At 54.4% G+C, this 23,509-nt stretch carries 23 protein-coding genes; 10 read left to right on the forward strand and 13 right to left on the reverse strand.

Going from position 1 to position 23,509, the window contains the following annotated elements:
- Positions 1 to 63: 63 nt before the first annotated feature.
- Complete coding sequence (locus RJT37_RS01845; RefSeq protein WP_313687300.1) at positions 64 to 885, forward strand: IS5 family transposase; 822 nt, start codon at positions 64 to 66, stop codon at positions 883 to 885.
- Between the two features lie 13 nt (positions 886 to 898).
- On the opposite strand, the gene RJT37_RS01850 is transcribed toward RJT37_RS01845, so the two are convergent.
- From RJT37_RS01850 to RJT37_RS01860, 3 genes are all read right to left on the reverse strand, one after another.
- Positions 899 to 1,222, reverse strand: coding sequence for a hypothetical protein (locus RJT37_RS01850; RefSeq protein WP_313687301.1), 324 nt, complete (start codon positions 1,220 to 1,222; stop codon positions 899 to 901).
- A gap of 50 nt (positions 1,223 to 1,272) precedes the next feature.
- Positions 1,273 to 1,821 carry a hypothetical protein gene (locus RJT37_RS01855; RefSeq protein WP_313687302.1) on the reverse strand — a complete coding sequence of 183 codons (549 nt, stop codon included), beginning with the start codon at positions 1,819 to 1,821 and terminating at the stop codon, positions 1,273 to 1,275.
- A 584-nt stretch (positions 1,822 to 2,405) separates the two neighbouring features.
- A complete protein-coding gene (locus RJT37_RS01860) occupies positions 2,406 to 2,948 on the reverse strand; it encodes a hypothetical protein (RefSeq protein ID WP_313687304.1) in 543 nt (180 codons plus the stop codon).
- Between the two features lie 651 nt (positions 2,949 to 3,599).
- Between RJT37_RS01860 and RJT37_RS01865 the strand changes: the two genes are divergently transcribed.
- Positions 3,600 to 4,115: a hypothetical protein gene (locus tag RJT37_RS01865; protein ID WP_313687306.1), complete on the forward strand. Its 516-nt coding sequence runs from the start codon at positions 3,600 to 3,602 to the stop codon at positions 4,113 to 4,115.
- A gap of 872 nt (positions 4,116 to 4,987) precedes the next feature.
- Here RJT37_RS01865 and RJT37_RS01870 read toward each other — a convergent pair.
- Together RJT37_RS01870 and RJT37_RS01875 are read right to left on the reverse strand one after the other, a co-directional pair.
- Positions 4,988 to 5,239, reverse strand: a complete 252-nt coding sequence (locus tag RJT37_RS01870; RefSeq protein ID WP_313687308.1) for a DUF3784 domain-containing protein — start codon at positions 5,237 to 5,239, stop codon at positions 4,988 to 4,990.
- An 87-nt stretch (positions 5,240 to 5,326) separates the two neighbouring features.
- Positions 5,327 to 5,776: a hypothetical protein gene (locus RJT37_RS01875; protein WP_313687310.1), complete on the reverse strand. Its 450-nt coding sequence runs from the start codon at positions 5,774 to 5,776 to the stop codon at positions 5,327 to 5,329.
- Positions 5,777 to 6,293: 517 nt separating this feature from the next.
- Here RJT37_RS01875 and RJT37_RS01880 point away from each other — a divergent pair.
- The 3 genes from RJT37_RS01880 (at position 6,294) to RJT37_RS01890 (ending at position 9,115) form a co-directional block, all read left to right on the forward strand.
- A complete protein-coding gene (locus RJT37_RS01880) occupies positions 6,294 to 7,217 on the forward strand; it encodes a hypothetical protein (protein ID WP_313687312.1) in 924 nt (307 codons plus the stop codon).
- 324 nt (positions 7,218 to 7,541) lie between these two features.
- The gene (locus RJT37_RS01885) at positions 7,542 to 8,228 is read left to right on the forward strand and encodes a helix-turn-helix domain-containing protein (RefSeq protein WP_313687314.1); all 687 of its coding nucleotides are present in this window, start codon (positions 7,542 to 7,544) and stop codon (positions 8,226 to 8,228) included.
- Between the two features lie 89 nt (positions 8,229 to 8,317).
- On the forward strand, positions 8,318 to 9,115 hold the full coding sequence (locus RJT37_RS01890; RefSeq protein WP_313687316.1) for an alpha/beta fold hydrolase: 798 nt from the start codon (positions 8,318 to 8,320) through the stop codon (positions 9,113 to 9,115).
- A 434-nt stretch (positions 9,116 to 9,549) separates the two neighbouring features.
- Here the strand turns inward: RJT37_RS01890 and RJT37_RS01895 are convergent, their stop codons facing one another.
- The 6 genes from RJT37_RS01895 to RJT37_RS01920 form a co-directional block, all read right to left on the reverse strand.
- On the reverse strand, positions 9,550 to 11,262 hold the full coding sequence (locus RJT37_RS01895; protein WP_313687318.1) for a serine hydrolase domain-containing protein: 1,713 nt from the start codon (positions 11,260 to 11,262) through the stop codon (positions 9,550 to 9,552).
- The gene (locus RJT37_RS01900) at positions 11,259 to 11,969 is read right to left on the reverse strand and encodes a class I SAM-dependent methyltransferase (RefSeq protein WP_313687320.1); all 711 of its coding nucleotides are present in this window, start codon (positions 11,967 to 11,969) and stop codon (positions 11,259 to 11,261) included. Before RJT37_RS01900 ends, RJT37_RS01895 begins: the two co-directional genes overlap by 4 nt.
- 208 nt (positions 11,970 to 12,177) lie before the next feature.
- Positions 12,178 to 13,095: a DUF7351 domain-containing protein gene (locus RJT37_RS01905; RefSeq protein ID WP_313687322.1), complete on the reverse strand. Its 918-nt coding sequence runs from the start codon at positions 13,093 to 13,095 to the stop codon at positions 12,178 to 12,180.
- Positions 13,096 to 13,111: 16 nt separating this feature from the next.
- Positions 13,112 to 13,318, reverse strand: a complete 207-nt coding sequence (locus RJT37_RS01910) for a hypothetical protein (RefSeq protein WP_313687324.1) — start codon at positions 13,316 to 13,318, stop codon at positions 13,112 to 13,114.
- A 46-nt stretch (positions 13,319 to 13,364) separates the two neighbouring features.
- On the reverse strand, positions 13,365 to 14,000 hold the full coding sequence (locus RJT37_RS01915; protein ID WP_313687326.1) for a CPBP family intramembrane glutamic endopeptidase: 636 nt from the start codon (positions 13,998 to 14,000) through the stop codon (positions 13,365 to 13,367).
- 549 nt (positions 14,001 to 14,549) lie between these two features.
- Positions 14,550 to 15,875: a cytochrome P450 gene (locus RJT37_RS01920; RefSeq protein ID WP_313687327.1), complete on the reverse strand. Its 1,326-nt coding sequence runs from the start codon at positions 15,873 to 15,875 to the stop codon at positions 14,550 to 14,552.
- Positions 15,876 to 16,129: 254 nt separating this feature from the next.
- On the opposite strand from RJT37_RS01920, the gene RJT37_RS01925 reads away from it, so the two are divergent.
- Positions 16,130 to 16,525, forward strand: coding sequence for a hypothetical protein (locus tag RJT37_RS01925; protein ID WP_313687329.1), 396 nt, complete (start codon positions 16,130 to 16,132; stop codon positions 16,523 to 16,525).
- 659 nt (positions 16,526 to 17,184) lie between these two features.
- Here RJT37_RS01925 and RJT37_RS01930 read toward each other — a convergent pair.
- Together RJT37_RS01930 and RJT37_RS01935 are read right to left on the reverse strand one after the other, a co-directional pair.
- The gene (locus tag RJT37_RS01930; protein WP_313687331.1) at positions 17,185 to 18,099 is read right to left on the reverse strand and encodes a DUF3267 domain-containing protein; all 915 of its coding nucleotides are present in this window, start codon (positions 18,097 to 18,099) and stop codon (positions 17,185 to 17,187) included.
- Between the two features lie 555 nt (positions 18,100 to 18,654).
- Complete coding sequence (locus RJT37_RS01935) at positions 18,655 to 19,158, reverse strand: DUF3592 domain-containing protein (protein WP_313687333.1); 504 nt, start codon at positions 19,156 to 19,158, stop codon at positions 18,655 to 18,657.
- Positions 19,159 to 19,479: 321 nt separating this feature from the next.
- Here RJT37_RS01935 and RJT37_RS01940 point away from each other — a divergent pair, with 321 nt between their 5' ends.
- The 4 genes from RJT37_RS01940 (at position 19,480) to RJT37_RS01955 (ending at position 23,419) form a co-directional block, all read left to right on the forward strand.
- Entirely contained in the window at positions 19,480 to 20,247 is a 768-nt protein-coding gene (locus RJT37_RS01940; RefSeq protein WP_313687335.1) for a DUF7847 domain-containing protein, read from the forward strand.
- A 109-nt stretch (positions 20,248 to 20,356) separates the two neighbouring features.
- Complete coding sequence (locus tag RJT37_RS01945) at positions 20,357 to 20,938, forward strand: TlpA family protein disulfide reductase (protein ID WP_313687337.1); 582 nt, start codon at positions 20,357 to 20,359, stop codon at positions 20,936 to 20,938.
- Positions 20,939 to 20,940: 2 nt separating this feature from the next.
- A complete protein-coding gene (locus RJT37_RS01950; protein WP_313687339.1) occupies positions 20,941 to 21,687 on the forward strand; it encodes a cytochrome c biogenesis CcdA family protein in 747 nt (248 codons plus the stop codon).
- A 970-nt stretch (positions 21,688 to 22,657) separates the two neighbouring features.
- On the forward strand, positions 22,658 to 23,419 hold the full coding sequence (locus RJT37_RS01955) for a hypothetical protein (RefSeq protein WP_313687341.1): 762 nt from the start codon (positions 22,658 to 22,660) through the stop codon (positions 23,417 to 23,419).
- Positions 23,420 to 23,509: the final 90 nt, after the last annotated feature.

The following is a 23,509-nucleotide window of genomic DNA, read 5'->3' on the forward strand; positions in this document are numbered from 1 at the left end:
CCAACTTCTTTGGCTCTGTTGAAATCCTCAGAGAGTTACATATTCGCCGTGTAATTCGACGAGATGAAGGCCCTCCCGAAGTCGCAGATTCTCCGGTTTACTGAGAAGGCGATCCATCTGGCACGCCGAGCGGTTTCTCGATACTCCTCGAAATTCTCCAAACATCGCTACACACTTCCCCAGCACGTTGTTTTACTGTGTCTCAAAGTCCGGAAGAACACGACCTACCGTGGCCTGCTTGACGAATTAATCGAGATGCCACGCATTCGTCACGCTCTCGGGCTATCCGAACTTCCTACGCCATCAACGCTTTGTAAGGCGTTCAATCGGCTTGATATGGCAGTATGGCGTGTTATATTGACTCTCTCAGCCACGCTACTTCCGACGAGCGGCATTGTTGGAGTTGATGCATCAGGATTTGACCGCAGTCACGCCTCGAAACACTACACGAAACGAGCCGAACTCACGATTCAGCAGCTCAAAGTGACGCTGTTGGTTGATGCGAAGGTCAACGCAATCCTCGATCTCCACGTGACGACGACACGAAAACACGATAGCCAGATCGCTCCATCGTTGATCAAGCGCAATCCCGAAGACATTGATATTCTGCTCGGTGACAAGGGCTACGACGACCAGAAGATCAGGCGGCTCGCCCGGCAACACGAGGTTCGGCCACTGATTAAGCATCGTGAGTTCACATCACTCCACAAGGCATGGAACGCACGCTTAGACGCTGATCTCTACGGCCAGCGGAGTCAATCCGAGACTGTGAACTCAACGCTCAAGCGAAAGTACGGTGCGTTCGTCCGATCACGATGCTGGTGGAAACAGTTTTGTGAACTCACTATCGCTTGTCTCGTTCATAATCTCGACCGGTCGCTCTGAACGGTCTATACAGTTATTCCGTTGCTCGATACGCCTGACCGCCACGAACGATTCCCAGTACCGCGAGGAGGGCATACAGAACGGGCATATTTACGAGACCGAGATTCAGATAGCCGAGAACGGCGAACGCAAGTGAGAGAACTCCAACAACGATCATAATGACTGAGTACACTTTCTGAAACTTCAAGAGCAGGAACACACCAGCGACGGCGATTAACGAGAAGAGGGCGCTGAGGAAATACGAATCGAGGTAGACGGAAACAAAAACCGCTCCGAAGAAAGCAACAACGATGAGCCCCACCCTATAGAAATTCCTCCGTAACTCCTGATCGATCACGTTGAGAGAGTTATATTCCAAGGAGAAACAGTTTATTCTTTTCGCAATTCTCATCGACCGGCTGTTTCAGTCGATAATGTGTCTGAAGAAGAGGATTTCAACAAGGCCACTTCTTTGAATGTCGTGTAGACTCTGGTTTCGACTGACGGATCATTGGCCAGTTGAAGAATGGTATCTTTCCCGTATTTTCTACTGAACCGCCCGAAGGTCGTATTTATCCGAGAGCGCGTTGTCCGAGCAGTTGATTCACTCCAATTTCGGCAATCTACGCGGTCCTGGATAAATTCGTTAGCTCGAGTTATTGTCTCTGTATCATCGATTATCCAGTCGTACCCGTCGGAGTCCTCTGCCCCGGTGAACAATATGAAAAATTCAGGAATTCCTAAGTTATGCTTCTCTCTGAGAATCCAGCGCAGGTGCCCGTGTCCGTTTTCGTCTAGCCATCTTGTCGTTGGGTAACCTCGGGGTGAACACGGGTTCTGTGCCTTCCATTCTTTCCGGATTTCTTCACCTTTCGTTTGGAGTTCTGAGAGATCGTGAGACCAGTCTTGATAGTTTGTCGTGGTATCCGATCGGTCATCAGTCGGATCTGTTGCCATATGTGTATGTAGACCTGCGGGGATAATAGGTTCTATCAGATAGCAAATACTATGTTCTATAGTAATCGTTAGAATAGTAATATTGTTATCGTAGTAATTGTACTAGACCGGTTAGGAACCGATATTAGGCACTATTACTAATACGTCACCTATGTACACACACGCTCATACGAAACATATGTGTTCTTATATATTTATTCGCGCCCGTACTAGAACTCTATGACACAGACATCTGTGCATCAACCTAGAAAATCAATAGACGGCAGCCGATTGGCCAAGCACTTCAATTTCGGTGTGAGTAATTTGTTCTGAACACCCCGCCGCTGTCCCTCAGAACACAAATCCGACAAGTTACGCTACAGTGTGCTAGCTAAACTGATAATTTCACGCAATAATCGGCTTCCGGTCGCGGTTGTATCTGATACGCCGGAATGACTTCCAACTGTGAGTACGATCTCTTCGTCAGTGCTGGTGTCCTTAATCCACGGAACAACTTGCCGCTACGAAACAGTCGATTCAGCCAAACTTCTCTCTCAGCGTAGCTTCACTGGAGTAGTCCCGTGGATCATCACCTGTCTTGCTCATCAGATGATGTTCACAAATTCATACTTAGACCCAACCACCGTTTGCTCTCCAGCAGTACTGTCTGATTTTTCTTCTCGGACCTGTTCACGCGTTACGTCAGCAGCTTCCCCGCGGTCGTACTCCTCTGCGGGATAAACGGATATGAACCACGTCACGCTACCGGATCTTTCTACGTATGAGGGCTTCAATACGACCTCATCAGCGGATCGTAATCGCTGGCTCAATTCGTCAGGAAGTTCAGAACTGATCGTTACTCGTCCAGATCCAATGTCACCGGAATCAACATCCTCGTTGCTGACTCCCACGATGGTGCACGTATCCACAAGTGTAATCGACTCAGTATCAACGGTGTCTGATGCGAGAACTGCTTTATCTCGATCAGTATGGTAATACCAAGAGACAAGACCACCTACCTTCGGTAATAATCCTTTCTCCACGAAGGTGACTCGCTCCACGATGGATTCCGGGAGGTGGATCTGATTCTGTTCAGTTACTGCTGCACGCACTTCGTGTTTCGGTGTGAACGCAGAGTCAGATGTCATCGGTCTAATCTCTTGAAATGGCGCTTTCGCTAATAAACCCTATCCGCATACAGATCCATAATTCATCTACTGGAGACGCTTAGCGACGCGTTGGGTACTGTCAGTCGGTGACGGGAGACTGCAAGTACTCGCGTAAGGGTAACGACGATTGACAGTCTCACTGTGTGGTGGCACCTGCGGTAGCGAGGTATACAGCCGGAAGCTGACTCCGGCCGAGTCTTACTCCTGCTTGCGGACATCGCCCCGGAGTATCGATCAGAAATCGTCAAGTCTAGCTTGATCGTCAGCCTTCTCTCTGGGGGATTCCTTGCAGAGTGCTCGTTTCAAGGGCGATACGATGGGCGTGAGTCTCGTGTTCGTAGTGAATGCCATCACCAGTTTCTGAATAGCAGTTGAATTAGATATAACGAATAGTATATATCGGGTTCTTATTCTACGATAACGAGTTGTGTTAATTCGGAATGTTGTTATGTAAAAGTCGACTTAGAAGGTTCAGAAAGCCCTATATCACGATATAAGCAATAACGATTCACGAGCGTTTAAGTCAATACAGTATAAATTAATATTTGCTGGCAGTAACCACACAATTGGTTCCTACCCTCTCGTCAATCGAGCCCGCGCTCGATTCGACTGAACACCAGGAGACAACCTATGACAGAACACATTAACGACGAGCGGTCGACCAGCAACGATCAGTCCGATAATCACAGCGATTCCGACATCGGTCCCACTAGCCGTCTCCATGATACTGAGAACGTCACGGAAATATGCCTCATCGATCTCGACGGCTGTACGGCCGACGTGATTTATTGGCATCTCGACAGTGACGGTCCAGGTGGAATCACGTTTAGCTACGACGGAGCGTTATCTGACGAAGAGGACCTGAAGGCAGCAGTCGGTCAGGTTTACACCGCAATGTACTGTGCCCGTCAAGAGTTAGGGTCTCAATTATCCACCCCGAAGGTTCGCCCCAAGCTATTCCGCTCCCTCGCTGTGAAGTCCCCAGTCACGGCAGAATATAAGATTGCCCAGCTCCTCAGTAAAGCAGCTGCACGTGGAATACAAGATGCCAATATGGGCCTTCCTGACCGGTCGAAGGCTGAAATCACCTATCGACTAATGATCCCCGAATCCCACCTCGACATCAGCGATGCAGAGCCGGTGTGATTGAGCTGCAGCCGAAGGACTGTAAGCAAATCAATTCACAGCAAAATGATTCCTATGGCGGATTCCAGCCTGCGTTCAACGGTTTGGATGAGTTGGTATGGTAGGCAACTCGCCAGAGTTTGAGCATAGCACGTGTGACGAGGTTCGCGGCTGCCTGTGAGATAGGATCCTTCACCCTTGTCGGGATCCAGACTCGCATCAGGTGGGGGATGATAGTATGATGAGTCCCGATACGTGAACGTAGTCTCTCCTGTGTGGGTGATTTCCCCACCGGAAGTCCACCCCTTGGTTATCTGTATAGTGGACTTAGTATTCTCCGTGTGCCGTCCACTGGACACCGATCCGAACCGTCTCGGCCTCACACAGCCCGTCATCGAACGTGAGTTCGAGTCGGACGGATTGAGGTAATCGTCGAGGTTGGCCGTCTTCAGCGGCTCTATTGCTGCAACGATATCGCGGATCCTGAGTAGCGCCGCTTGATCCGTCGGTCCATAAAGCGTGTGGGTTTCCGACCGATCAGGTGCCCCGGCCAGATACAGAACACTCCGACGAGTAATCGTCTTAGCGGTGAAAAGGGGGGTGGGAGACGTGGGGTGCCGGGGTGCGGGTATCGGACCGACAGGAATACTGTCGGCAGTACGGTGTAAGAACTGCTGGGTAAAGAACCCGGCTAACTGTTAAAAACCACTTTCAGCTATTCAAGTCTTATTCAGCCAATCGCAACAGCCGGTGGTTCGGTTATCTGATCAAGCGATGGATTCACTTGAGAGAATACATTGTGTTTGCAAGTGCGCCATCCGGTCAGCATACCCCAACCGAGCGAATTGAAGGCGAACGAACGGGTATGCGACTCGTTGTCTGATACTCTCTCGTCAGTTAGTATTGTTCCGTTCGGAAGTCGATTCAAAACGACGAGCACCACGAATCATCCGGATAGCGATTGCAATGACGGCGATTACGAACACGATCCAGTACCACTCTCTGTCGGCAGTCGCAGCTCGGAATTCCAGAATCCCGACACAGATCGTCAAAACGGCAACGTAGAGCGCATTCGTTCCGATAAAATCTGCCAGACCCTCCTCATCTGTAACAGTTTCAGGATCGTATCCAGCGATCAACTCCATCACACCGACGTACTTGATCAGGATACCGAGAATACCGACGAAATCCCAGCTCCGATCGCAGTCACTGCTTGCTCAGTCATCATCGGCCTATTGCGACACCGTCCGCCCTCTGAGTCGATCGATACTCAATCGACCGATAGATCCGGTGGTGAACCCGATGGTACCGATGACAAGGCTCGCAACGTCGAGCACCACTAATCCGACTGGATCGAAAAGGAACGCGAGCTTCCCGACGAGGGAGTGACTCGAAAGCCCCAAGAACGCCCACTCAGCTTGAAAACCAAGGTATGCCGCGAACAGGCTGACCCACGCCACGAGCAACCCACTCCGTCGAGCGCCGACACCAACAGCGACGGCGAATCCAACAAGCGTCGCTGCTCCCGGCAGGACGACTACACCACCGGACACCTGAAAGACATCAAGCGCGTACGCACCGAACGTCCCGATAAGGACTAAGAGGGCAACGAATGCATCGAGCGCCCACTGGAAACGACTGCGGGGACGACCGACGAGTACTGTACGGAAAGCTGGGACCATATCCCCATTCTATGACCGTATCATAGAATAATTTTCTTATTCTATGGCTCTGATGTGGAATAACTGGGTATCGGGGGACAATTGAACAGTTAATTCCTAATGACGTTGCACTCCCAACTTATTGTCCTGATATGCACCATATCCCCGATATAGTCCTGCAATTACAGTGAACGCGAAGGTAGCACCAACCACGAATCCCAGTTCACCTGCATAGGGTATTTCTAGTGAGTGAAACCGCGTTCCAGCTAGCTGTCCCGCACGAATCGTGGCAAAGGATATGCCCACTATGAGAATGGATTGTATAATGAAACCGTATCCGGTCGGTTTTTCTGGCATAGCGTAATTCGGCACGCGAACTCATAAGTACTCCTTACTATTCACCCGTCGCTGTTCGATACACAAGTGCTCTTCTCCGAGTGATTCCGTAGCGTCTGTCGAAACTAACTAACACAACTCGTTCAGTACAGGATGTATATCACCCGCGCGGTCGTTTCTTCGAGTGCATAGCACCCAGCTGATGAGCGAGATATCGCTTGGTTTCCCTTCCTACCGCGTGCTGAAAACCAGGCCAGCACAGACTTTCCGTGGTAGACCTCTCGCCGTGTATAAAGACGTTCGAGCGATACGTAGGCGTATGGTCGAGGTGGTGAGAACTACTATCGGATTAGTTCTGCTTGCCGGCTGCTTATGGTTTGGTTCCCGAGCGTTCACTGCCAGAATGCTTTACCGGTCAGTGTCGACAGCCGTCGACGAACATCCATCGACGCTTGTCGACGGCGAGACAGTCGCTATAGAAGGGACGGTGAAGGTAAAGGAACTACCGCCACTTGGCAACTCCCTGCCGATTGACGAGAAGCGGCCGGTTGGCGCGTACGTTTGGCGGCTCACGGAGCGCGAGAGTTATCAGTACGGTGACGAAAGCTCGAATTTGATCACGTACGCCTCTGGGGTGGAGTCGGGCACGTTCGCTGTTGACGACGGGCGAGGCGAGATCCGTATCGACACAGATTGGGTGGCCGAGGCCCACGACAGCATCGATGTCACGGTGGTGTCTCCAGAGTGGCGGATATCGACGCCGCTGTCGAAGCTGAGTTGGATGTCGCAATACATTCAGTTAGACGAACACCGGACTGTCATCCCTATTGCCGATATGGACGATGTCTTCGATGTAGACGCCGTTGGTGAAAGTCTGGACGATAAGTACTTCGAGGCGAGAGCCGTCCTTGACGGCGAGAGGCTGGCCGTCCGTGGGGAAGTCACGTTCGAGCAGGGCACCCCCGTGCTCCGTGGAAGCGATGAGACGCCGCTGGTACTGTCCGATCAGGGGTTCGATAAGTTCGGCAGTCGTCTTCGCCGCCAGAGCCTCAAGAGCGGATTAATATCGGGCGGATTAGCGGCCATCGCCAGCCTTGCGCTGGCAAACGGATTGGGAATCGTATGAGATGTGTTGCTGTCAGTTGCATAGCGATCGACGGTGGCAGAGAAGCATCAAGCAGACCGGACATACGGGGCTGATACCGTTACTGTTTCACATAGTTCTACCACCCCCGCCCGCACTGCCCCATATGTGAGAGATGAGTTTTGTAGCGGTAGCACCACCGAAACCTCTCAGTCCCTGTTGGCACCGGTACGAGCGATACAAATTGAATAGTTACCGTTCAATGGAGCGGGTATCGGAGTGGAGTCGACTGAGAATATCAAACGCGCCGGGATACGACCAGACAGATCCAAATACTTCTATTATGATCGGTAGAAACGCGTGCATATGGGGCTTGTCGCTGAATACCAGATCGATTGCGACGCACTTCCGTTGACGGAAGTGGCGACAACCGTACCTGAAGCAACCCTAACGCTGGACATCCAATTCAATCACGGTGACCGACCCCCATTTCTCGTCACTATCCAAAACGGCTTTCAGTCCACTATTGAAACTGCTTTTACTGACGCGTTCGATGTCGGTGCGTGGACGCTCGTCGGCCAAGCTGGGGATACATTTCGATACCAGGTGCGTTCAGCACTCAGTTTCGAAGAACAACTCGGGGACCACATCAACGACCTCGCTGGGCTTGAAGCTCTTGCAACCGCCGATGCAATTATTGAGCGGATCGAAGTATTACCGAGCGGCTGGCGCCAGACAGGGTGGTTCGCCAATCGAGATACATTCAACGAATTCTCCTCGTTCTGGCAGCAGAACGCTGACTTTCAGTTGCTACGGCTCACCCACGACGATGAATCCAAACCCGCAGGTGATGGGCTCACTGACCGGCAGCGTGAGGCGCTTCGAATCGCGTACAAACGAGGATACTTCGAAATCCCACGTCAAGCATCTCTCGAAGACATCGCCGCGGAACTAGAGATTTCCGCCTCTTCAGTTTCCGAACGACTCCGCCGCGCGCAAACCGAACTCATCGAAGAAACAGTCGCACCCACGTGGCCCCCACTCCCCCAGTAAACTCCATCGCTCCGTTCAACGGTGTTTAAAGGGCCGGATGATTGAGAGACAGTCCTTCTCGACGCACACTCATACAGTACGATGTACCGATGCAGACACTCACAACAACAGGTGAGACTCGTATCACAGTCGAACAACACGGCGACGGCCAGCCCCTAATCTTGCTTCACGGCGGGATGGCTCCCCGACAGTACTGGAATCCAGTCATCCCCCACCTCGAAGACTACACTTCGATCGTCCCGCAGCGACCGGGCTTCGGCACGTGTCTCGATGACCTCGCTGAAACGAGCGCCGATGACGTACTCAAACGGGAGACCGAGTACGTTCGCACGCTCGTCGACGCCGTTGACGGTGAACCGATCCTGTTTGGTCACTCCTACGGTGCACTCACGGCCATCGAAGCAGCGACGGACGCACCTGTCGGAGCGGTCATCGCATACGAGCCTGCGGTCCTGCCTGACGATTATCGTGAAGAGGCTAATCTCGCCGCTCGTATGGATTCCCTCATCGACGAAGGAAAACGTCACGAGGCGGTGAAACGCTACATCGAACAGGTGCTCAATCCTGAGGAAACCAACGATCTTGACGCGTGGTTAGAAGAGTGGCCGGTCTGGCCGGACTGCGTGGAGCTCGCCGAAGAGGTCGTCCGAATGAACCAATCTGTCGAGCAATACCAGCTATCTGACCAGCTTGACGTTGACGCCCCGGTACTCGTGTTGACCGGGACTGATGGACCGGACTTCCTTCGAGAGAGCGCCCGCACAGTCCACGAGGCACTCCCGCACAGTCGTCTCGTTGAATTTGAGGGCATTAGCCACAGTGGTCCCAGTGAAGCGCCCGAAGTGATCACAGCGGAAGTGGACGCATTCCTCGATACAACGACTTGAGAATAGAATCCTTCTGTAATTCTCTTACAACGTGATGAAGCCAAGCCTGACGAGTTGCCAACTGAATCCGAGTCCGAGAAGCGCCAGTAGTGTGTGGTGAATACGGGCTCTCCAGGACCAGTACCGGTTCCACCACGCAAGTACTGCGCCGGCAGTCGTCCCGAGTGCACAGAGTACGATGAGGTATGGGAGTGTGAGCGCGACTTGCATCGGGACTGGTCGTGTGATAAGTGTGAGCTCGCCGCCACTCTCAATAACAACTAGTAGGAGCAAGACGAACCCGAGGGAAACGGCACTCAGACCAACGCTGGCTGTACGAGCGAGCCACGTGAGGTAGCGTTCCTGAGGGGTGAGACTACTTGTCCTCTCATCGGTATCGGTGTGTTCGCTGGGGCGGCCTGCCTGCCGGACCGGGGGAGAGTTAGAGTGGTCTGTCATTCGGAACGCTCCCTCTCAGTGACTGAGTCCCTATTCGTACGATACTGATTCCACTTCTGCCGAACCCGTTGTCCGCCCCATCCAGCGAGGGAAAGACCAAATCCGGCAAGGGATACACCTATGGTACTTCCAGTGACGAGTTGACGTTCGTGGAACGGGACTGGCTGATAGACGCCGGTCGGCTCGCTCGCCATATGCATTCCCTCGATCTCACCGTCTGTGACCTCGAATGCAAGGACATCGTTCCCACCCACCTCGTGATAGACATACGGGTCGGTCTCAACCCACTGGCGCGTATCGCCGTCAAGTGTCGTCGTGCGGAGACGACCATTGGCTGCAGGTTCAACCGACACGTGTTCCAGTAGATCAACTACCTGCAGTGGACCACGCTTTGGCAGGCTGGAGAGGCTATACTCGCCAGTAACGGTTTCAGCGCGTTCCCGACTTTCCGGCTCTGTTGACGGTGGTGGTTCAGTCGGCGATGGTTGAAGCCCGTATGCAGCAAGAATATCGTCGATTACGGTTCCCGGTGGGGGCTGCTCGCTGCTGTTGCTGTTGTAATTGACGAAGATGCCGACATCATCTGCAGGTGCGAGAACGAGATGGCTCGAAAAGTGGACTGTCGCGCCTGAATGACCGATCACTCCAGCGTCGGGAGCCCCGTATTCGTGGAACCCATACCGCCAGTTGGTGACCGCCGGATGTCGAACGTGATGTTGGTCGTGCATCACCCGTGTCGTGTCTGCCTGCAAGACTCGTGTGTTGTCGACCGCACCGGTACCGAGATGTGCGCGCATAAACGCCGCCATATCACGCGCTGTCGTGGTCATCGACCCTGCCGGACGCATATTGATGTACACCGTCTCAGCAGTCTGGAAGCCATCTCCATCTCGGGTATGACCTGCGGCGAGGTTCCTAGGAGACTCGTCTGGGATGGGCTGGGCGAATGTACTATGCGTCATATTGAGCGGTTCGAAAATCTCTGACTGGACGTACTCCTCGAACGTGGTATCGTGAGCTTCTGCGACGATGTATCCGGCGAGCGCCGCCCCGTAGTTCGAGTATCCGACTAATTCACCTGGCGGGCGCACGCGACGCGGCATCTGATCGACGAGAACTGTTTCCAGCGGCGCGATGGCGTCCGGGTCAGCGACAACGTCAGGATCGATTGCTGACTCGAACCCCGCGGTGTGGGTTCCAAGGTGTCGTAACGTCACCGGCTCCTCGTAGGTCTCTGGAATTGTGACCGCAGAATCTTCGAGATATTTGTTGACGTTCTCGTCGAGGTCGAGGACGCCTTGTTCGACGCCTTGCATAACAGCAGTCCACGTCACGAGCTTGCCAACAGAGCCGATACGAAACGCGGTCTCAGGTGCCTGAACCGGTATACTGGAGTCCACATCAGCGTCGCCGTATCCTTTGATGAGGATGGGACCATCACTTCGAACAATAGCCACGGTCGCGCCCGGCGTTGTCGTCCCGATTCGCTGCGTCAGCACGTCATCGACGAATGTTTCGAGCTCACCAGCATCAGGAAACGGGTTCTCGGTGGATGAATTAGTTCGGGCCTCAGACTCGACACTGACGGTCGCTGTGGCTGTTGCACTGCCGACCCTGGAGAGAGTGAGGGTGCCGAGTCCAGTGAGAACCGCTCGGCGGGTTGCGCACCCGCCTTCGCTGGTTCGGAGACTCGGTTTCTGGTCTTTCATTCGTTGGTCTCGTCTAGAACTGGGTCACACACGATTCGGGTGATCCGGCCGAGTTGCGCAGTTTCGGCTTCATCCACGGATAATCCGGCTCGACGAACCACCGAAAGAGGCTCTTGGGTCACTCGACAGCCCGACTTCTCGTAGTGAGCGTCAGCGCGCCATTCTTGGTACCGTGCGATGAGATCATTGTCACTCCGGCCGTGTTCGAGCAACAGAATCTGCCCATCGGGTCGACAGACGCGAGCCATCTCTCGAAGCGCCGCGACACGATCCGGGAACGTACAGGTCGAAAACGAGGAAATGACGGTGTCGAAGCTATCGTCCTCGAATTCGAGATCCTGTGCGTCCATCTGTGTGACTGTCCCGTCTCGTTCGAGAGTCTCAAGTTCCGATCGGGCGCGTTCTAGCAACGGTTCGCTGATGTCGATACCGACGATCTCCGTTGATTCTGGTACGTACTGGAAGTTCGTCCCGGCTCCGCACGCTACGTCGAGTACTCGTCCCGTCGCTTCCGAAAATTGACGGCGTCGAAATCGCCCAGTTAACAGGCGGTTCAACCAGCCCAGACGATCGATCCACTTCGCGTAGCGCGCGTAGGCGTTTTGGATGTCCGGGATGGTCATCTGATCGTTGTTCGACGACTTCGTTCCGCGGTCTTTCGAGTGCCGGGGGGAGTCCGGCGTCTTAATCGTCTCGTGATTGGTCATAGCTGATTGCCTCTGTCTCCATCTAAAGAGAGGACAACACCACGCATAAATATTATCGAACAATTGATATATTTTCAGACCGGTTTCAAAATCACGGTTAAGCGACAAATCTGATTAGGGAGCCTTATCACGACATAATGAAGCATATCAGGGACAACCGCTCCGAAACGCTCAACCGCCATTTTGAAAAATATTTGATAACCATCTCTCAATCGTGATCCCGACCGCGCACGCGCTCAGTCCGCGTGGTCCGGGCATTAGCATCAAGGAATACCCGAAGGACTGCATCCTCGTGACGCAATTCGATTCGATACTCGGCCGGATCAGTTGCAATCTGCTCGGCACTCCAGCGGCCGTCTCTGAGATAGCTATGCAGTTCCCACCACCCGGTTCCCAGAATATCAACACCGTGATCCCAGTAAAACGCAATCGACGGGGGTCGAAACGCCGCGCTGTACGTCAGTGGCCCACTATACCGACGGAGGCACGCCTCACACGCATCGATCGTGAAATATGAGACCGGTACCTCACTAGGCAGCGGCTGCTCACTCGCATCTAGAACCTCAGTCTGAATCTCCCCACCACACTCAGGACAAATCCCCTCTTGAACGAGACTAAACTCCGTCGCTTGCTTGCGCTTGAGCGACTCGAGCAGCGCCGCCCCCGACCGTGTACGCGCTTGCGCCGGCGTCACGATATAGCCAGTCACCGGCTGCTCACAGGACGGACACCGTACCATAAAATACTGATCGTCTAACCCCGCCTCAAGCTGCGTTTCCCCACAGAACAGGCACATCCCTTCCGTCTCGATACTGTCAATACCGGATGGCTGTCTGAAATTCTCCGCAAGGATAAACCGGACGATCTGTTCACCAGCGTGTGTGAACGTATAGCCATTCTCGACCTTCCGAAGATACGTCCCCGCGAGTTCCCCAAGGTGATACGAGAGCTTCGACGTATTATCGATCTCGACGCGCTCATAGATGTCCGAGAACGACAACGGGGCAAACCCCGAGTTCGACGGATTTTGCTCAGATTGCGCGACGGCGACAGCCCGAAGAATGTCCACCCGACTCTCATCCGAAAGCAGAGCGAACATATCTGCCGCCGATTGCTCGGAGACCATACCTACACACTCGTTCTCACTCACCCCCAATAGCATCTACGCCAGGAATCGCTCCACGAGCGAGCGAGTCGCGGCCGTAGTACGTAACGATAGCAACAACAACGAGCAACTGGACGGCCAACTGTACCATCACGACCGTCCCGACTGCAGCTTCGTCGATCACACCATCGACGACGATCAGATCCGGCGCGAGCGGCAGCAGTATATCTGCCGTGTTCGCCATCGTGTGCAACACCATCACGATCAACACGCTGCCAGTCCTCGTGAATCTATGCAGACGTGGCCGTGTCGTGGGCGAACTCACGCGTCAACGGCGGTGCTCCGGATAACGCGATGCCGATAGCAGCCAGTCCGAACGCGATAACACCGGCAACCCCGACCGGACTGGCGACTAATTCACTGAGCACAGCCTCGTCCGCGACGGCATACGCAATAACGAGACCGGCAGATCCGTTGAACACCCCGTGGAGTAACGCCGCTGCGACCACGGACTCCGAGCGGATGACAAGGTACGTATAGACTGGCGAAAACGATAGACAGGCGATCGTCATAGCGACGACACCGATTACGGGGAACGAAGGATAGTTGTAGCCGGCAACGATGACCGGGGCGTGCCAGACGCCCCAGAGCGCACCGATAGCAGCTGAGGCTTTCCAGAACCCCCACGGAGCCAACTCCCACAGCAGATACCCTCGCCAGCCGAACTCCTCGCCAAAGGCGAACACCGCATTCACGGTCGCCCCGAGTCCAAGCACGAGTCCGAATGTCGCCACCACACCGAGAACTCCTGACGGCAGTCCGAGCCCCGGCGTCGGATTGGCAGACGGATCGAACCCGACACCAGGGACGGCCACCGCGATGAGAAGCGTCAATCCCACGAGTGGCAGGGCAACCACGGCAGCCACAGCAAGCCATCGAACACGGCCGATTCGCAGACCAACTGCCGACAGAGGGATGTCCCGACGGAAACAAACAATGAGGCCTGCGATCATCGGAGAGAACATATACGCTGGCGCAAGCGCGATCGGACTCATCGCGGTGAGCCCGGAGACGACATAGAGCGCGACGGCAAAGACAACGAGAATACTGACGAAGAGCGTGAGACGGCTTCGATCAGGACTTGGCATTCAACATCACCATACCGAACAACACATCTCCAGCTTAAAAAGGAATAATCTCATCACGGTGTCTCACCCGATACTCGCTGATAGAGCGTCCAGACTATCGCTACACCCGCGAAAACGGCACCGAGGACGAACGGCAGTATCCCGTCTGCCTCACCGAATCGCCACCCGAAGACGACATAGCCGATAACACCGATGATCGCAGCGAACACCCCTACTACCTGTAATTTCGAAATCGAATGACGATCTAGCATAGGCCTCGGTACAGGGTGTTGATATGCGCTCAGTAAATCAACTGGGATCACACTGCTTGTCGATTCCCGTGATTAGTCACCCCGCTCGGCGAACTTCCGCGTTGATGTTCGTTGCAGGGCGAAGCTGAACTGACGGGATGAACGTCAACTGGTCGTCAGCGACCACATCGAGATCGACGCGACCGACCATCGTCGCCAGCATCAGCGTCAATTCTTGGCGAGCAAAGTCGTTCCCGGGGCAGCCGCGAGGGCCGCCGCTGAACGGGAAGTACGCGTACTCTGGACGGTCTATGTTTCGTTCCCACCGATCGGGGTCAAACGTTTCAGGGGCATCCCAGAATCGCTCGTCTCGATGGGGGACCCACTGTGGAATCAAAAATCGGGCTCCCTCGGGTAGCTCGTATCCATCCAGCGTTATTGACTCGATTGCCTGCCGGTTGACGCCCGTTGTCGGCGGGTAGAGGCGAAGCGTTTCTGCAACAACGCGTTGCGTGTATTCGAGCGCATCATACTGCTCAATTCCCGGTCGATCATCACTAACAACCCGGTTGTACTCGTCACAGAGTGACTCGTACACGTCCGGATGCCTTTCCAGTAGGTACCAGACCCGAGTGAGTACACCTGATGGTGACTCGTGGCCCGCCAACAAGAACGCAACGAGGTTCTGCTTGACCTCTGTGAGCGTCAGGTCTCCCTCTCGATGTGCAGCAAGCAATACTGCGCAGACATCGTCGCTTGCCTCGCCTGTTGCGCCCTGTCGTTCCTCGACGATTTCGTCCACAAGCGTATCGAGACGCTGTACCGTCCGGCGGAACCGACGATCGGTCGGCGTCGGTATCCAATCCGGAAGCAACTGCCCGGGGCGTCGGAAATTCGTTCGATCAACGAGTGCGTCCGCAGCGTCAATTACCACGTCTTCTTGTCCGCGAAGATCCTCGTTCAGCAGTGTCTCCCCCAGAATCTGCACCGTTAACCGACGCATCTCCGCATGCAGGTCAAACTGCTCACCATCGTCCCACTCGTCAACAAATTGGGCCGTCACAGCTGCCATCCGATCACCATACTCGGCGATGCGCTCACGAGTAAACGCCGGATGGGCAGCCCGACGGAGACGACGCCACTGATCGCCAGTCGCAGTCGTCATCGCGTGGTCCTCAACACCCGCAAATGTCTCCTGCTGTTCCGGGCCGATGGTGAACTTGTGCTGTTCCTCAACGAGAATCTGCTTGATAAGATCGGGGTGTGTCACTAAGTACATCGACTCACCGAGAAACTGCAGGTGAACCACGTCACCATACTCTGCCCACGACTCCATCGCCTTCACGGGATTCCGGGAAAAGGCAACACCATGTCCAAGAATCGGAAGCCCGTCCGGAGATGGTGGCGTATCCGCCCCACTCATAGTCAGTACATTTTTGACACAGTGTCTTAATCGCTCGGTCAGTCAAACCAACGACCGTAGCTTCCAGTCACGATTGTTTGGAGCGTGACGCTATAGTGTATAACTGGGGTAAGCGGTGGTCGTTAGTCAGCTGTTTGTATGCCTTCTCCAGTCGATAGCAAGTTTACAGTATTCAATCTGTGCCGAAGTCCCAGACCACTAAAGCTGGGAGCTACGATATACAATTAAATCTATAACAGCCGTATGAACGACATATGATACGGGCGCTCATCGGAATACTCGGCGTGCTAACCGCAGTCTTCCCGAACCGAATCATCGAGGTCTTCGAGGCCGTCGCTATCGAAAATCCCGACGACTGTACACGAAAACCGTGGATCGACTCCGGAATACGGATCGAAGGAATCGTAGTGGCCGTTGTGAGTGTCATCGGCCGCCGCGTGTATGCGTGGCTGATGAATCTCACAGGCGTGTTCGGTGCTGTGGTACTCATTTTCCCCGAAGCCTACCGCGACTTCGCCACGACACTCCTCTACGAACACCCAGACGAAGTCGAATGGAACGACCAATTCACCAATAGGATTAGACTCATCGGTGCCGTCTATACCCTCCTCGCCTTGTGGACGTACACTAAACGTCGAGCTACCGATTGATGACGGCCTGGTAAGTCAAGCTATTCGATCACAAATTTGCGACCACCGAACAATAGCTGGCAAGGAGCACCTCTATAGTCTCGGTCCAGACTGTCGTAGCGTCGCCAGCCTACTCGTCTTTATTTTGCAGTCTAGAAGACGAACGCGTCGTAGAGGACGCGGGATACGACGCAACAGTCTGACTTGATACAACGGAGTGAGTATCGCTCACGGGCTTAGGAACCTAATACGCGGTACTTCTTTCTCGGTACAAAACGATGACCAAGATATGGTCCCCTGTGAAACTGCGGTGAGTCTTTGATGAGTTTGCTAACCGCATACAGCGGACCGCTCATCCGTATCGGTCTCTACTTGTTCATTTTCTGGCCCACTGTCGGGTACTATATATACTCCGATTCGGAGAAGAGAGGATTACCGAATCCACGGCTTCGTGGTCTTGTCTTGGGGTTCTTAGGAGTCGTAGGGCTACTCATTCACTTGGGCCTTGTACAGCGCCGGGACTGATACTTTCCGAGCCTCAAATGATCCACGCTACTGGCAATTCACTACCTGGCTTCACCACGTGGGGCGGTCTGTTGATGAGCGGCATCTGTAAGCGGAGCACCCCGAGTACCTTGAATTCGCTTGGAACTCAGAACAGTCCTTACTCTGCATCTCTCTCAGTCAGTCCGCGCCCGTGACTCACCAGCCGGCGACCGAACACGTCGATAACTCCGAATAAACGCGTAGGCCAGCCCAACAGCTGCGCCAATACCGAGCACGCCGGCACCGACACTCATCGAAATCTCAGTCGGCGTTGACGTGAACGAAAACAGGAAGCTGAACGTATCGGGTGTGCCGATCGTGAGCGAATCGACACCAAGGATATCAAGCACAATCGGCCCGCCAACCGCCAATACGAGAAACACACCGACGGCAGCGACAGCTGCGCCGGCGAGTGCGTCCCAGACGACGCCGGTCACTGACAGCGCCCCTCGACGGTCGCTTTCGCGGCCGAGTATCCGGACGCCTCTGGGATGGTCTTCCAGTCGGACATCCGCGGGGAAGGCAAGTAGCGTCATCGTCATCCAGAGGTCGGCGATCGCCCCGGCGGCGTTCGCAGCCAGCGGGACAATAAGCCATCCCCACTCAAAGACAAGCATCACTGGCACACCGACGGCGGTCATCACGAGCAGCGGTGTCATCAGGACGACGATGAACTGATTGCGAGTGAACTCGTGATCAGTCGTGGCGTACGCATACGGAAGAATGAAGTGCGCAATTCCGACGCCATATTTCGCTTCGCCGCCGTAGTATCGAATAGCAAGGCCGTGCAGCCACTCGTGAGGAACGACGAAGACAGTCGCCAACACCAAGATGACGAGAACGTCCAACGCGTTGGTCCACCAGCTGACACCGGGCGCGAACTGTAACGACACCGGATTCCCAGTAACGGCCTGGTAAAGTCCGCTCAGTACGGTAGCGGCGATGAGTAACCCGAGCGTGCTGAGCGCAGTCATCTGGATAGTGAGCCCGCGCGTCAGTTCGAGATCCGCAAGCACCGTCTCCGATTCACGCGGACCAACTGAAGCCATAATATAAGATCATCTATGCATCTGTTAACTCTACGGGTCTGGAGTATCGCCTCGTCGGAGCCAAGGACGCGGTGAAACGTGCTACGTAGTATCTCGTCTATCCTTCCAAGTTGAACAGCAAACTACCACTGAAAAACACGAGTAGCGTGATTGTGACTGTCGTTAGATAAATGGCTATGAACGCTGAGGGGACGAAATGTGCGATGAAACTGTCCCCAAGTAGGTATCCGATCGGTACGGTGAGCAACACTACTAGGCCGGCGTAGCCAGGGTGAATATTCGAGAGCGTCATCGAAGGGAGGGCACTTCGAGACATACGACTCAACCGACGACGAATGTCAAATAACCTCCTCACTCGATTCGTCTCTGACTGATGGACCCGCTGTACCCTGCGGTCAACGCCTCGCAATCACGTGGACAAGTCAAGGAACGGGAGTGAATCGAGAATCAAGAGTAACCCCGCCGCAACTCACTATAGATACGAAAGTAACGGCCTTCGTGTATCTGTGACGCGAAGGGCGACGCGAGACTCACCGAAAGCAGAGCGTACCAACCTCATTTATTCCGGTACTTTTCCAGGGCTGATACCGCTCCTAAGAGCGAAATAACCGCGCCGATCCCGGCGGCAAGCAGGGGCGTGTTCGACGTTTTGTTCTGCAGGAATGCGTCGTTTGGGTCAGCGGGATCAACGTACGCAGTAACAGTCATTCCATCTTCGTACTCATCAATGACTGATTCAGCGTTCGAACGCTGTTCGTACTCCGGGGCGATCGTCGCTGGGAAGACATTCGTACCAGTGTACGACTCACCCTGATATTCGTAGGTGAATTCAACGCGAGGTTCGTACTTGACCTGTGCGTTCCCAGCAGGCGCACTCGTCGTTTCGACACCGACATCGGTGATGGTCGCATCTACCTCAACTGCACTCCGTATTGCATCAGACTGTTGTACGTAATCGTACGCGCCGTACCCAGTCACACCAAGGCCCAGCACAAGAAGCAACAACGCACCACGAAGCGTATCAGGACCATCGATACTGATACCAGAATCGTCCGCCATACCAGCAATCACCTCAATCTGTATAGAGAAATAATACTGGCAAAAAAAGATACGAACTCACTCTCCCCTTACCGGAATTCTCGATATTGGCTGTTGAAGGATACACTTCACGCGAATCACTCTGACAGCGGAGAGTGGTTCAAGGGAATCCCTTTCTCGTTGGAATTGCAATCGTTGCCTGTCAGTGTCCCGAAGCCGGTCCACTCTCTTCGGCTGATTACACTGTCTCAGCGATGTGCCGGGTTGCGGAAACAATCGATTGAAAATCAGATTTTACTCTACGGGTGTTTTATTAAAACAGGTGAGATATATTGGACCAGTATGGCCCTCCAACTCAGCAATGCGGTTAGCGACGGTATTCGGCGTACACTCACCCGAACTGGCGGGATCCTGTTTATTGGACTCCTCGTCATCCAGCTCGGTGTTCAAGCAAGTATCAACACGGCCTTGTTAGGTTTCCTTCCACCAGCGGCGGCCGACCAGTTCAGTAGCAATGCTGGACTCGTACTTCCACTACCAGGAAGCGTGGGACTCGCTCTGTTCGCCGTACTCGTGATCCTGAGCTCGACGTTCTTCGTGATCCTCTCTAGAACGCTGGCTCAATCGGATAGTACACTGTCGACGTTCCCGGCAACGTCAACGCGACGGCTCGGGCGTGCCACAGCCATCGCCCTCGTCGGCGGACTGATCGTGAGCATCTCGATTATGATTGGCACTATCTTCCTGTTCTTTCCAGGACTCTTCCTCGCGGCGTCGTTCCTCTTCTTCATCTTCGCCGTTAGCGTTGAGGATCTCGGTCTCATCAAGAGCCTCAAACGGAGCTGGGGACTCGCTCGCGGCTCCCGAATCAAACTCGGTCTCCTTGTTGTGATCTCTGCGATATTCGGTGGTATCATCGGTGCCATCGCACCCCTGTTAGATCTCGCCGGCGTTCCAGTCGCTGCCGATATCGCAATCAGTGTTCTCACAGCGGTATTTTTCTTGCCGTACTACGCGATTATCGCGTCAGCGTACCGCCAGTTGCGTGATGAAGGAACTGCTGGCGACCGATCTCTATCCGAGCCAGTCAACACATCACAGGTCCCTTGACCTCTCCCCACAGCGGAAATCGTTGGCTTTCACCCCCTATTTCTGAAAAATAGATCCTGTAGCTTCCGGCGGTGATTTTGAGTATCAAGCTAAATTTCCCGATTGACGGATGCCCTCCAGTACCCGCAGATCGGTCCTTACAGCAATCAGCACCGGACTGGGCCTGAGTTTGGCCGGGTGTGTCGACCAGTCATCTCCCGATGCAAGTACGCCGCCTGCAACCGATACAGCGGCCGAGAACGATGAGACAGAGACAGACCCAGACACGAAGTTAACACTCCCGTCGGTTGTCACCCGTGACGGGTTCCCAGACGGAGAAGTCGTTCTCAAACCAGACGGGAAAATCGTGCTGTTGAATTTCTTTACGACGTGGTGTCACCCGTGTCAAAAAGAAATGCCGGACTTCCGGAAATTACGCGCGGAGTACGACACCGAGACACTCCATATGGTGTCGATCACACCAGAAGTCGACGAAGAACTCATCAAGCAATTTTGGAACGAGTACGATGGCACGTGGCCAGTAGTGAAAGACCCGGGTCTCGTGGCGACCGACCGGTGGAACGCGAACAGCTACCCGACGAACCTCGTGGTCGACACGGATGGAACGCCAGCGACGGGAGAGTCGCCGGAGGTCACAGCACGGACGTTCGAGGAGTTCACATCCATCATCGACCCGTTAGTGGAGGCGTGACGATGACTGGACTTGCGCTCCCAGCCCTGCTAGGACTCTCGTTCTCCGCAGGGGCTGCGACCTTCTTCGCCCCGTGTGCGTTCCCGCTGCTTCCCGGCTACCTCTCGTATTTCCTGAGTGATACTGTTTCGACTGCCGAGAGTGACACCGCAGTTTCGACGGAAGATTCACGAACAGTTGTCGCACGGCTCCGCCGCCCTCTCACTCGTGCGATCGTATTGAGCACACTCGCTGGCGCCGGGATGACCGTCGTGTACGTCGGCTTAGCAGGGACAACCGCATATCTCGGTGCGCAAGCACTCGCTGATATCGCCGTGCTAGAACTCATCGTCGGGAGTGTGTTTGTTATCGCCGGGGCACTGATGATGACGGGATGGAAGCTATCATCCCGATCCACCGTCCAGCTCCCAAAGCGACAGCGGTCGCTCAGCGGGTTCTTCATCTTCGGCGCGCTGTACGCTGGTGCAGCAGCCGGCTGCACCGCACCGTTGTTTATCGCCATCGTCCTGCAGGGAGTATCCGCTGGCCCGATACTCGGTGTTGGTATCGCACTCACCTACGCCCTCGGAATGAGCACCGTACTCGCCGCGTTTACGTGCGTAACCGCCCTTGGTGGCTCATCAATTACGGCAGTACTTCGATCACATACTCAGACGATCTACCGCATCGCCGGAGCACTCCTTGTCTTTTCAGGTGCCGCTGAGATCTACTACTACTTCTTCGGGTTTCCGGAGGTGCTAACCCAGTGAAGGTATCTACGAAGATCACCGCAGTCTGCGTCGCGTGTCTGCTGCTCACTGCCGGGTGTGCCGCGCTAACCAACGCCCCGCAGTCATCACCCGCGTTGACAGAGAGTGAAGTTACCGATGCGAACACAGTAATCCGATCGCATACTGCGACGCTTCGAGCGCAACCGTTCACCGTCCGGTCAACGACCACGATTCGAGACGCCAACGACACGTTCCAAGCCACCATCAATCGAACGTGGAAGGTTGACCCGCAGCGACCCGTCCGAGCGCTCACAGTTCGGACGCCGACAGTCTCTGGGGATACACCAGCAGGCTATCAACAGGCTCCGAGCCGAGTGACGGCGTGGCGACACGGGAACGACACGACGATCCGTGTCGAGGCCGGCAACGATACCCACATTCGGGAGGCTGATCTGCTCAATTCCTCAGTCCGGCTCAATAGAGCCTTCCACCGGCAGCTTCTCTACAAATACAGCACGCGTCAGAACGCGACCGTCGAGACCCTCACCAGGAACGGAACCCACTTCTATCGTATTCACGCAGACCTGAACGATACGCACGTCACGTCAAACGCTTCGATGACACTCCTCGTGAATCAGGCAGGATACGTGCAACAGATCGAGACGAGAAGAACGGTCGCGTACCGCTCTGGCCCCCCGGGGAATTACGGAAACAGTCCGATTTAGTCGAATCGATTCAACCACGCTTGAAGCCCCTTCGTGGGTGTGAGACATCGTCAGCCCGTGTAGAGTGGTCCCTCAAATAGTGGTTTCAGGTTCATTTGCGATGCATTAGCCGAGAAGATGAGTCTGCGAACTGATCATCTCCTGTCTGATGCAAACACTCCGAATAGGCTCCCCAAGAGGAATCCTGTTCGGGAGACGCTGGAGTTGCAGCATAAATCTGATCAGTAATTCGGATATCTCAGTAGGTAATCTGATAACCCAGAAGTCCATCGAGCTATCACATAGTGGCTATCCCTCCATTCCAGCCCTCTATAACGACGCTCTTTGCCGGTGCAATGCTTCTTCTTGGGACAGTTGTATTCGCTGTGAGTGCACGATATGTATGGCGAGCAACGAGCGTGTACCGTGCTACCGAGATACCGGATATGGGCGAACCGGTGGCTGAATCTCTTGTCCGAGTGTCAGGAACAGTTGCCAACAAAGATGACGCTCTCGTAGCGCCGTTCAGTGAAACGAAGTGCGTCGCACTCCGCTATCAAATCGAGGAACGGCGGCTCAACCTTTTGAATTTGTTTCCTTGGTACGTGACGATTCACGAAGCGACCGGTGCTGTCGAATTCACCGTCGAAACTACGTCAGGCTCGGTTCCCATCGTCAAACCGGCACGCACAGTCACACTCACGAAACGCATCATCGCAACGAATGGGGTTGACGAGGCCCCGCTGGAACAAATCCAGACGTTCGAACGGGATCACGATGATATTCCCGAAACGACAGTGTGGCGTGATCCACCGGCAGTTCTCCAGCCCCTGTTCCGATTCCTCTCGCTCGGATCCCGTCGATACAGCGAACAGCGGGCTGAACCCGGTGACAGTGTGACAGTAGTTGGACGCATTACTGAGGATGCCACGGGTATAGATCCACTCGTTGTCTCGGACCGCCCACCGGGAAAAACAGTCTTCCGTATGGCGAAATTCTCCATTTTGGGACTGTTCGTTAGTTTCACAGGTATACTACTTGGAGTCTTTCTCCTCGTCGTACTGTAGTGGACGCGACGGATCTGTTGGAATCCTATTGGTTCGAGACATTCCTTACTGAAACAGCCGTTAGCTAGGAGTGCTGTTTTGGACGATTCG

This window comes from Halobellus marinus, assembly GCF_032113415.1.
GTDB classification, from domain to species: Archaea; Halobacteriota; Halobacteria; order Halobacteriales; family Haloferacaceae; genus Haloquadratum; species Haloquadratum marinus.

What these genes read in the sequence shown, in the direction of transcription:
- RJT37_RS01845 (WP_313687300.1), top strand. Translation starts at nt 64, where the DNA reads ATGAAGGCCCTCCCGAAGTCGCAGATTCTCCGGTTTACTGAGAAGGCG.
- RJT37_RS01855 (WP_313687302.1), bottom strand. Translation starts at nt 1,821, where the DNA reads ATGGCAACAGATCCGACTGATGACCGATCGGATACCACGACAAACTAT.
- RJT37_RS01860 (WP_313687304.1), bottom strand. Translation starts at nt 2,948, where the DNA reads ATGACATCTGACTCTGCGTTCACACCGAAACACGAAGTGCGTGCAGCA.
- RJT37_RS01865 (WP_313687306.1), top strand. Translation starts at nt 3,600, where the DNA reads ATGACAGAACACATTAACGACGAGCGGTCGACCAGCAACGATCAGTCC.
- RJT37_RS01870 (WP_313687308.1), bottom strand. Translation starts at nt 5,239, where the DNA reads ATGGAGTTGATCGCTGGATACGATCCTGAAACTGTTACAGATGAGGAG.
- RJT37_RS01875 (WP_313687310.1), bottom strand. Translation starts at nt 5,776, where the DNA reads ATGGTCCCAGCTTTCCGTACAGTACTCGTCGGTCGTCCCCGCAGTCGT.
- RJT37_RS01880 (WP_313687312.1), top strand. Translation starts at nt 6,294, where the DNA reads ATGAGCGAGATATCGCTTGGTTTCCCTTCCTACCGCGTGCTGAAAACC.
- RJT37_RS01885 (WP_313687314.1), top strand. Translation starts at nt 7,542, where the DNA reads ATGGGGCTTGTCGCTGAATACCAGATCGATTGCGACGCACTTCCGTTG.
- RJT37_RS01890 (WP_313687316.1), top strand. Translation starts at nt 8,318, where the DNA reads ATGCAGACACTCACAACAACAGGTGAGACTCGTATCACAGTCGAACAA.
- RJT37_RS01895 (WP_313687318.1), bottom strand. Translation starts at nt 11,262, where the DNA reads ATGAAAGACCAGAAACCGAGTCTCCGAACCAGCGAAGGCGGGTGCGCA.
- RJT37_RS01900 (WP_313687320.1), bottom strand. Translation starts at nt 11,969, where the DNA reads ATGACCAATCACGAGACGATTAAGACGCCGGACTCCCCCCGGCACTCG.
- RJT37_RS01905 (WP_313687322.1), bottom strand. Translation starts at nt 13,095, where the DNA reads ATGGTCTCCGAGCAATCGGCGGCAGATATGTTCGCTCTGCTTTCGGAT.
- RJT37_RS01910 (WP_313687324.1), bottom strand. Translation starts at nt 13,318, where the DNA reads ATGGCGAACACGGCAGATATACTGCTGCCGCTCGCGCCGGATCTGATC.
- RJT37_RS01920 (WP_313687327.1), bottom strand. Translation starts at nt 15,875, where the DNA reads ATGAGTGGGGCGGATACGCCACCATCTCCGGACGGGCTTCCGATTCTT.
- RJT37_RS01925 (WP_313687329.1), top strand. Translation starts at nt 16,130, where the DNA reads ATGATACGGGCGCTCATCGGAATACTCGGCGTGCTAACCGCAGTCTTC.
- RJT37_RS01930 (WP_313687331.1), bottom strand. Translation starts at nt 18,099, where the DNA reads ATGGCTTCAGTTGGTCCGCGTGAATCGGAGACGGTGCTTGCGGATCTC.
- RJT37_RS01935 (WP_313687333.1), bottom strand. Translation starts at nt 19,158, where the DNA reads ATGGCGGACGATTCTGGTATCAGTATCGATGGTCCTGATACGCTTCGT.
- RJT37_RS01940 (WP_313687335.1), top strand. Translation starts at nt 19,480, where the DNA reads ATGGCCCTCCAACTCAGCAATGCGGTTAGCGACGGTATTCGGCGTACA.
- RJT37_RS01945 (WP_313687337.1), top strand. Translation starts at nt 20,357, where the DNA reads ATGCCCTCCAGTACCCGCAGATCGGTCCTTACAGCAATCAGCACCGGA.
- RJT37_RS01950 (WP_313687339.1), top strand. Translation starts at nt 20,941, where the DNA reads ATGACTGGACTTGCGCTCCCAGCCCTGCTAGGACTCTCGTTCTCCGCA.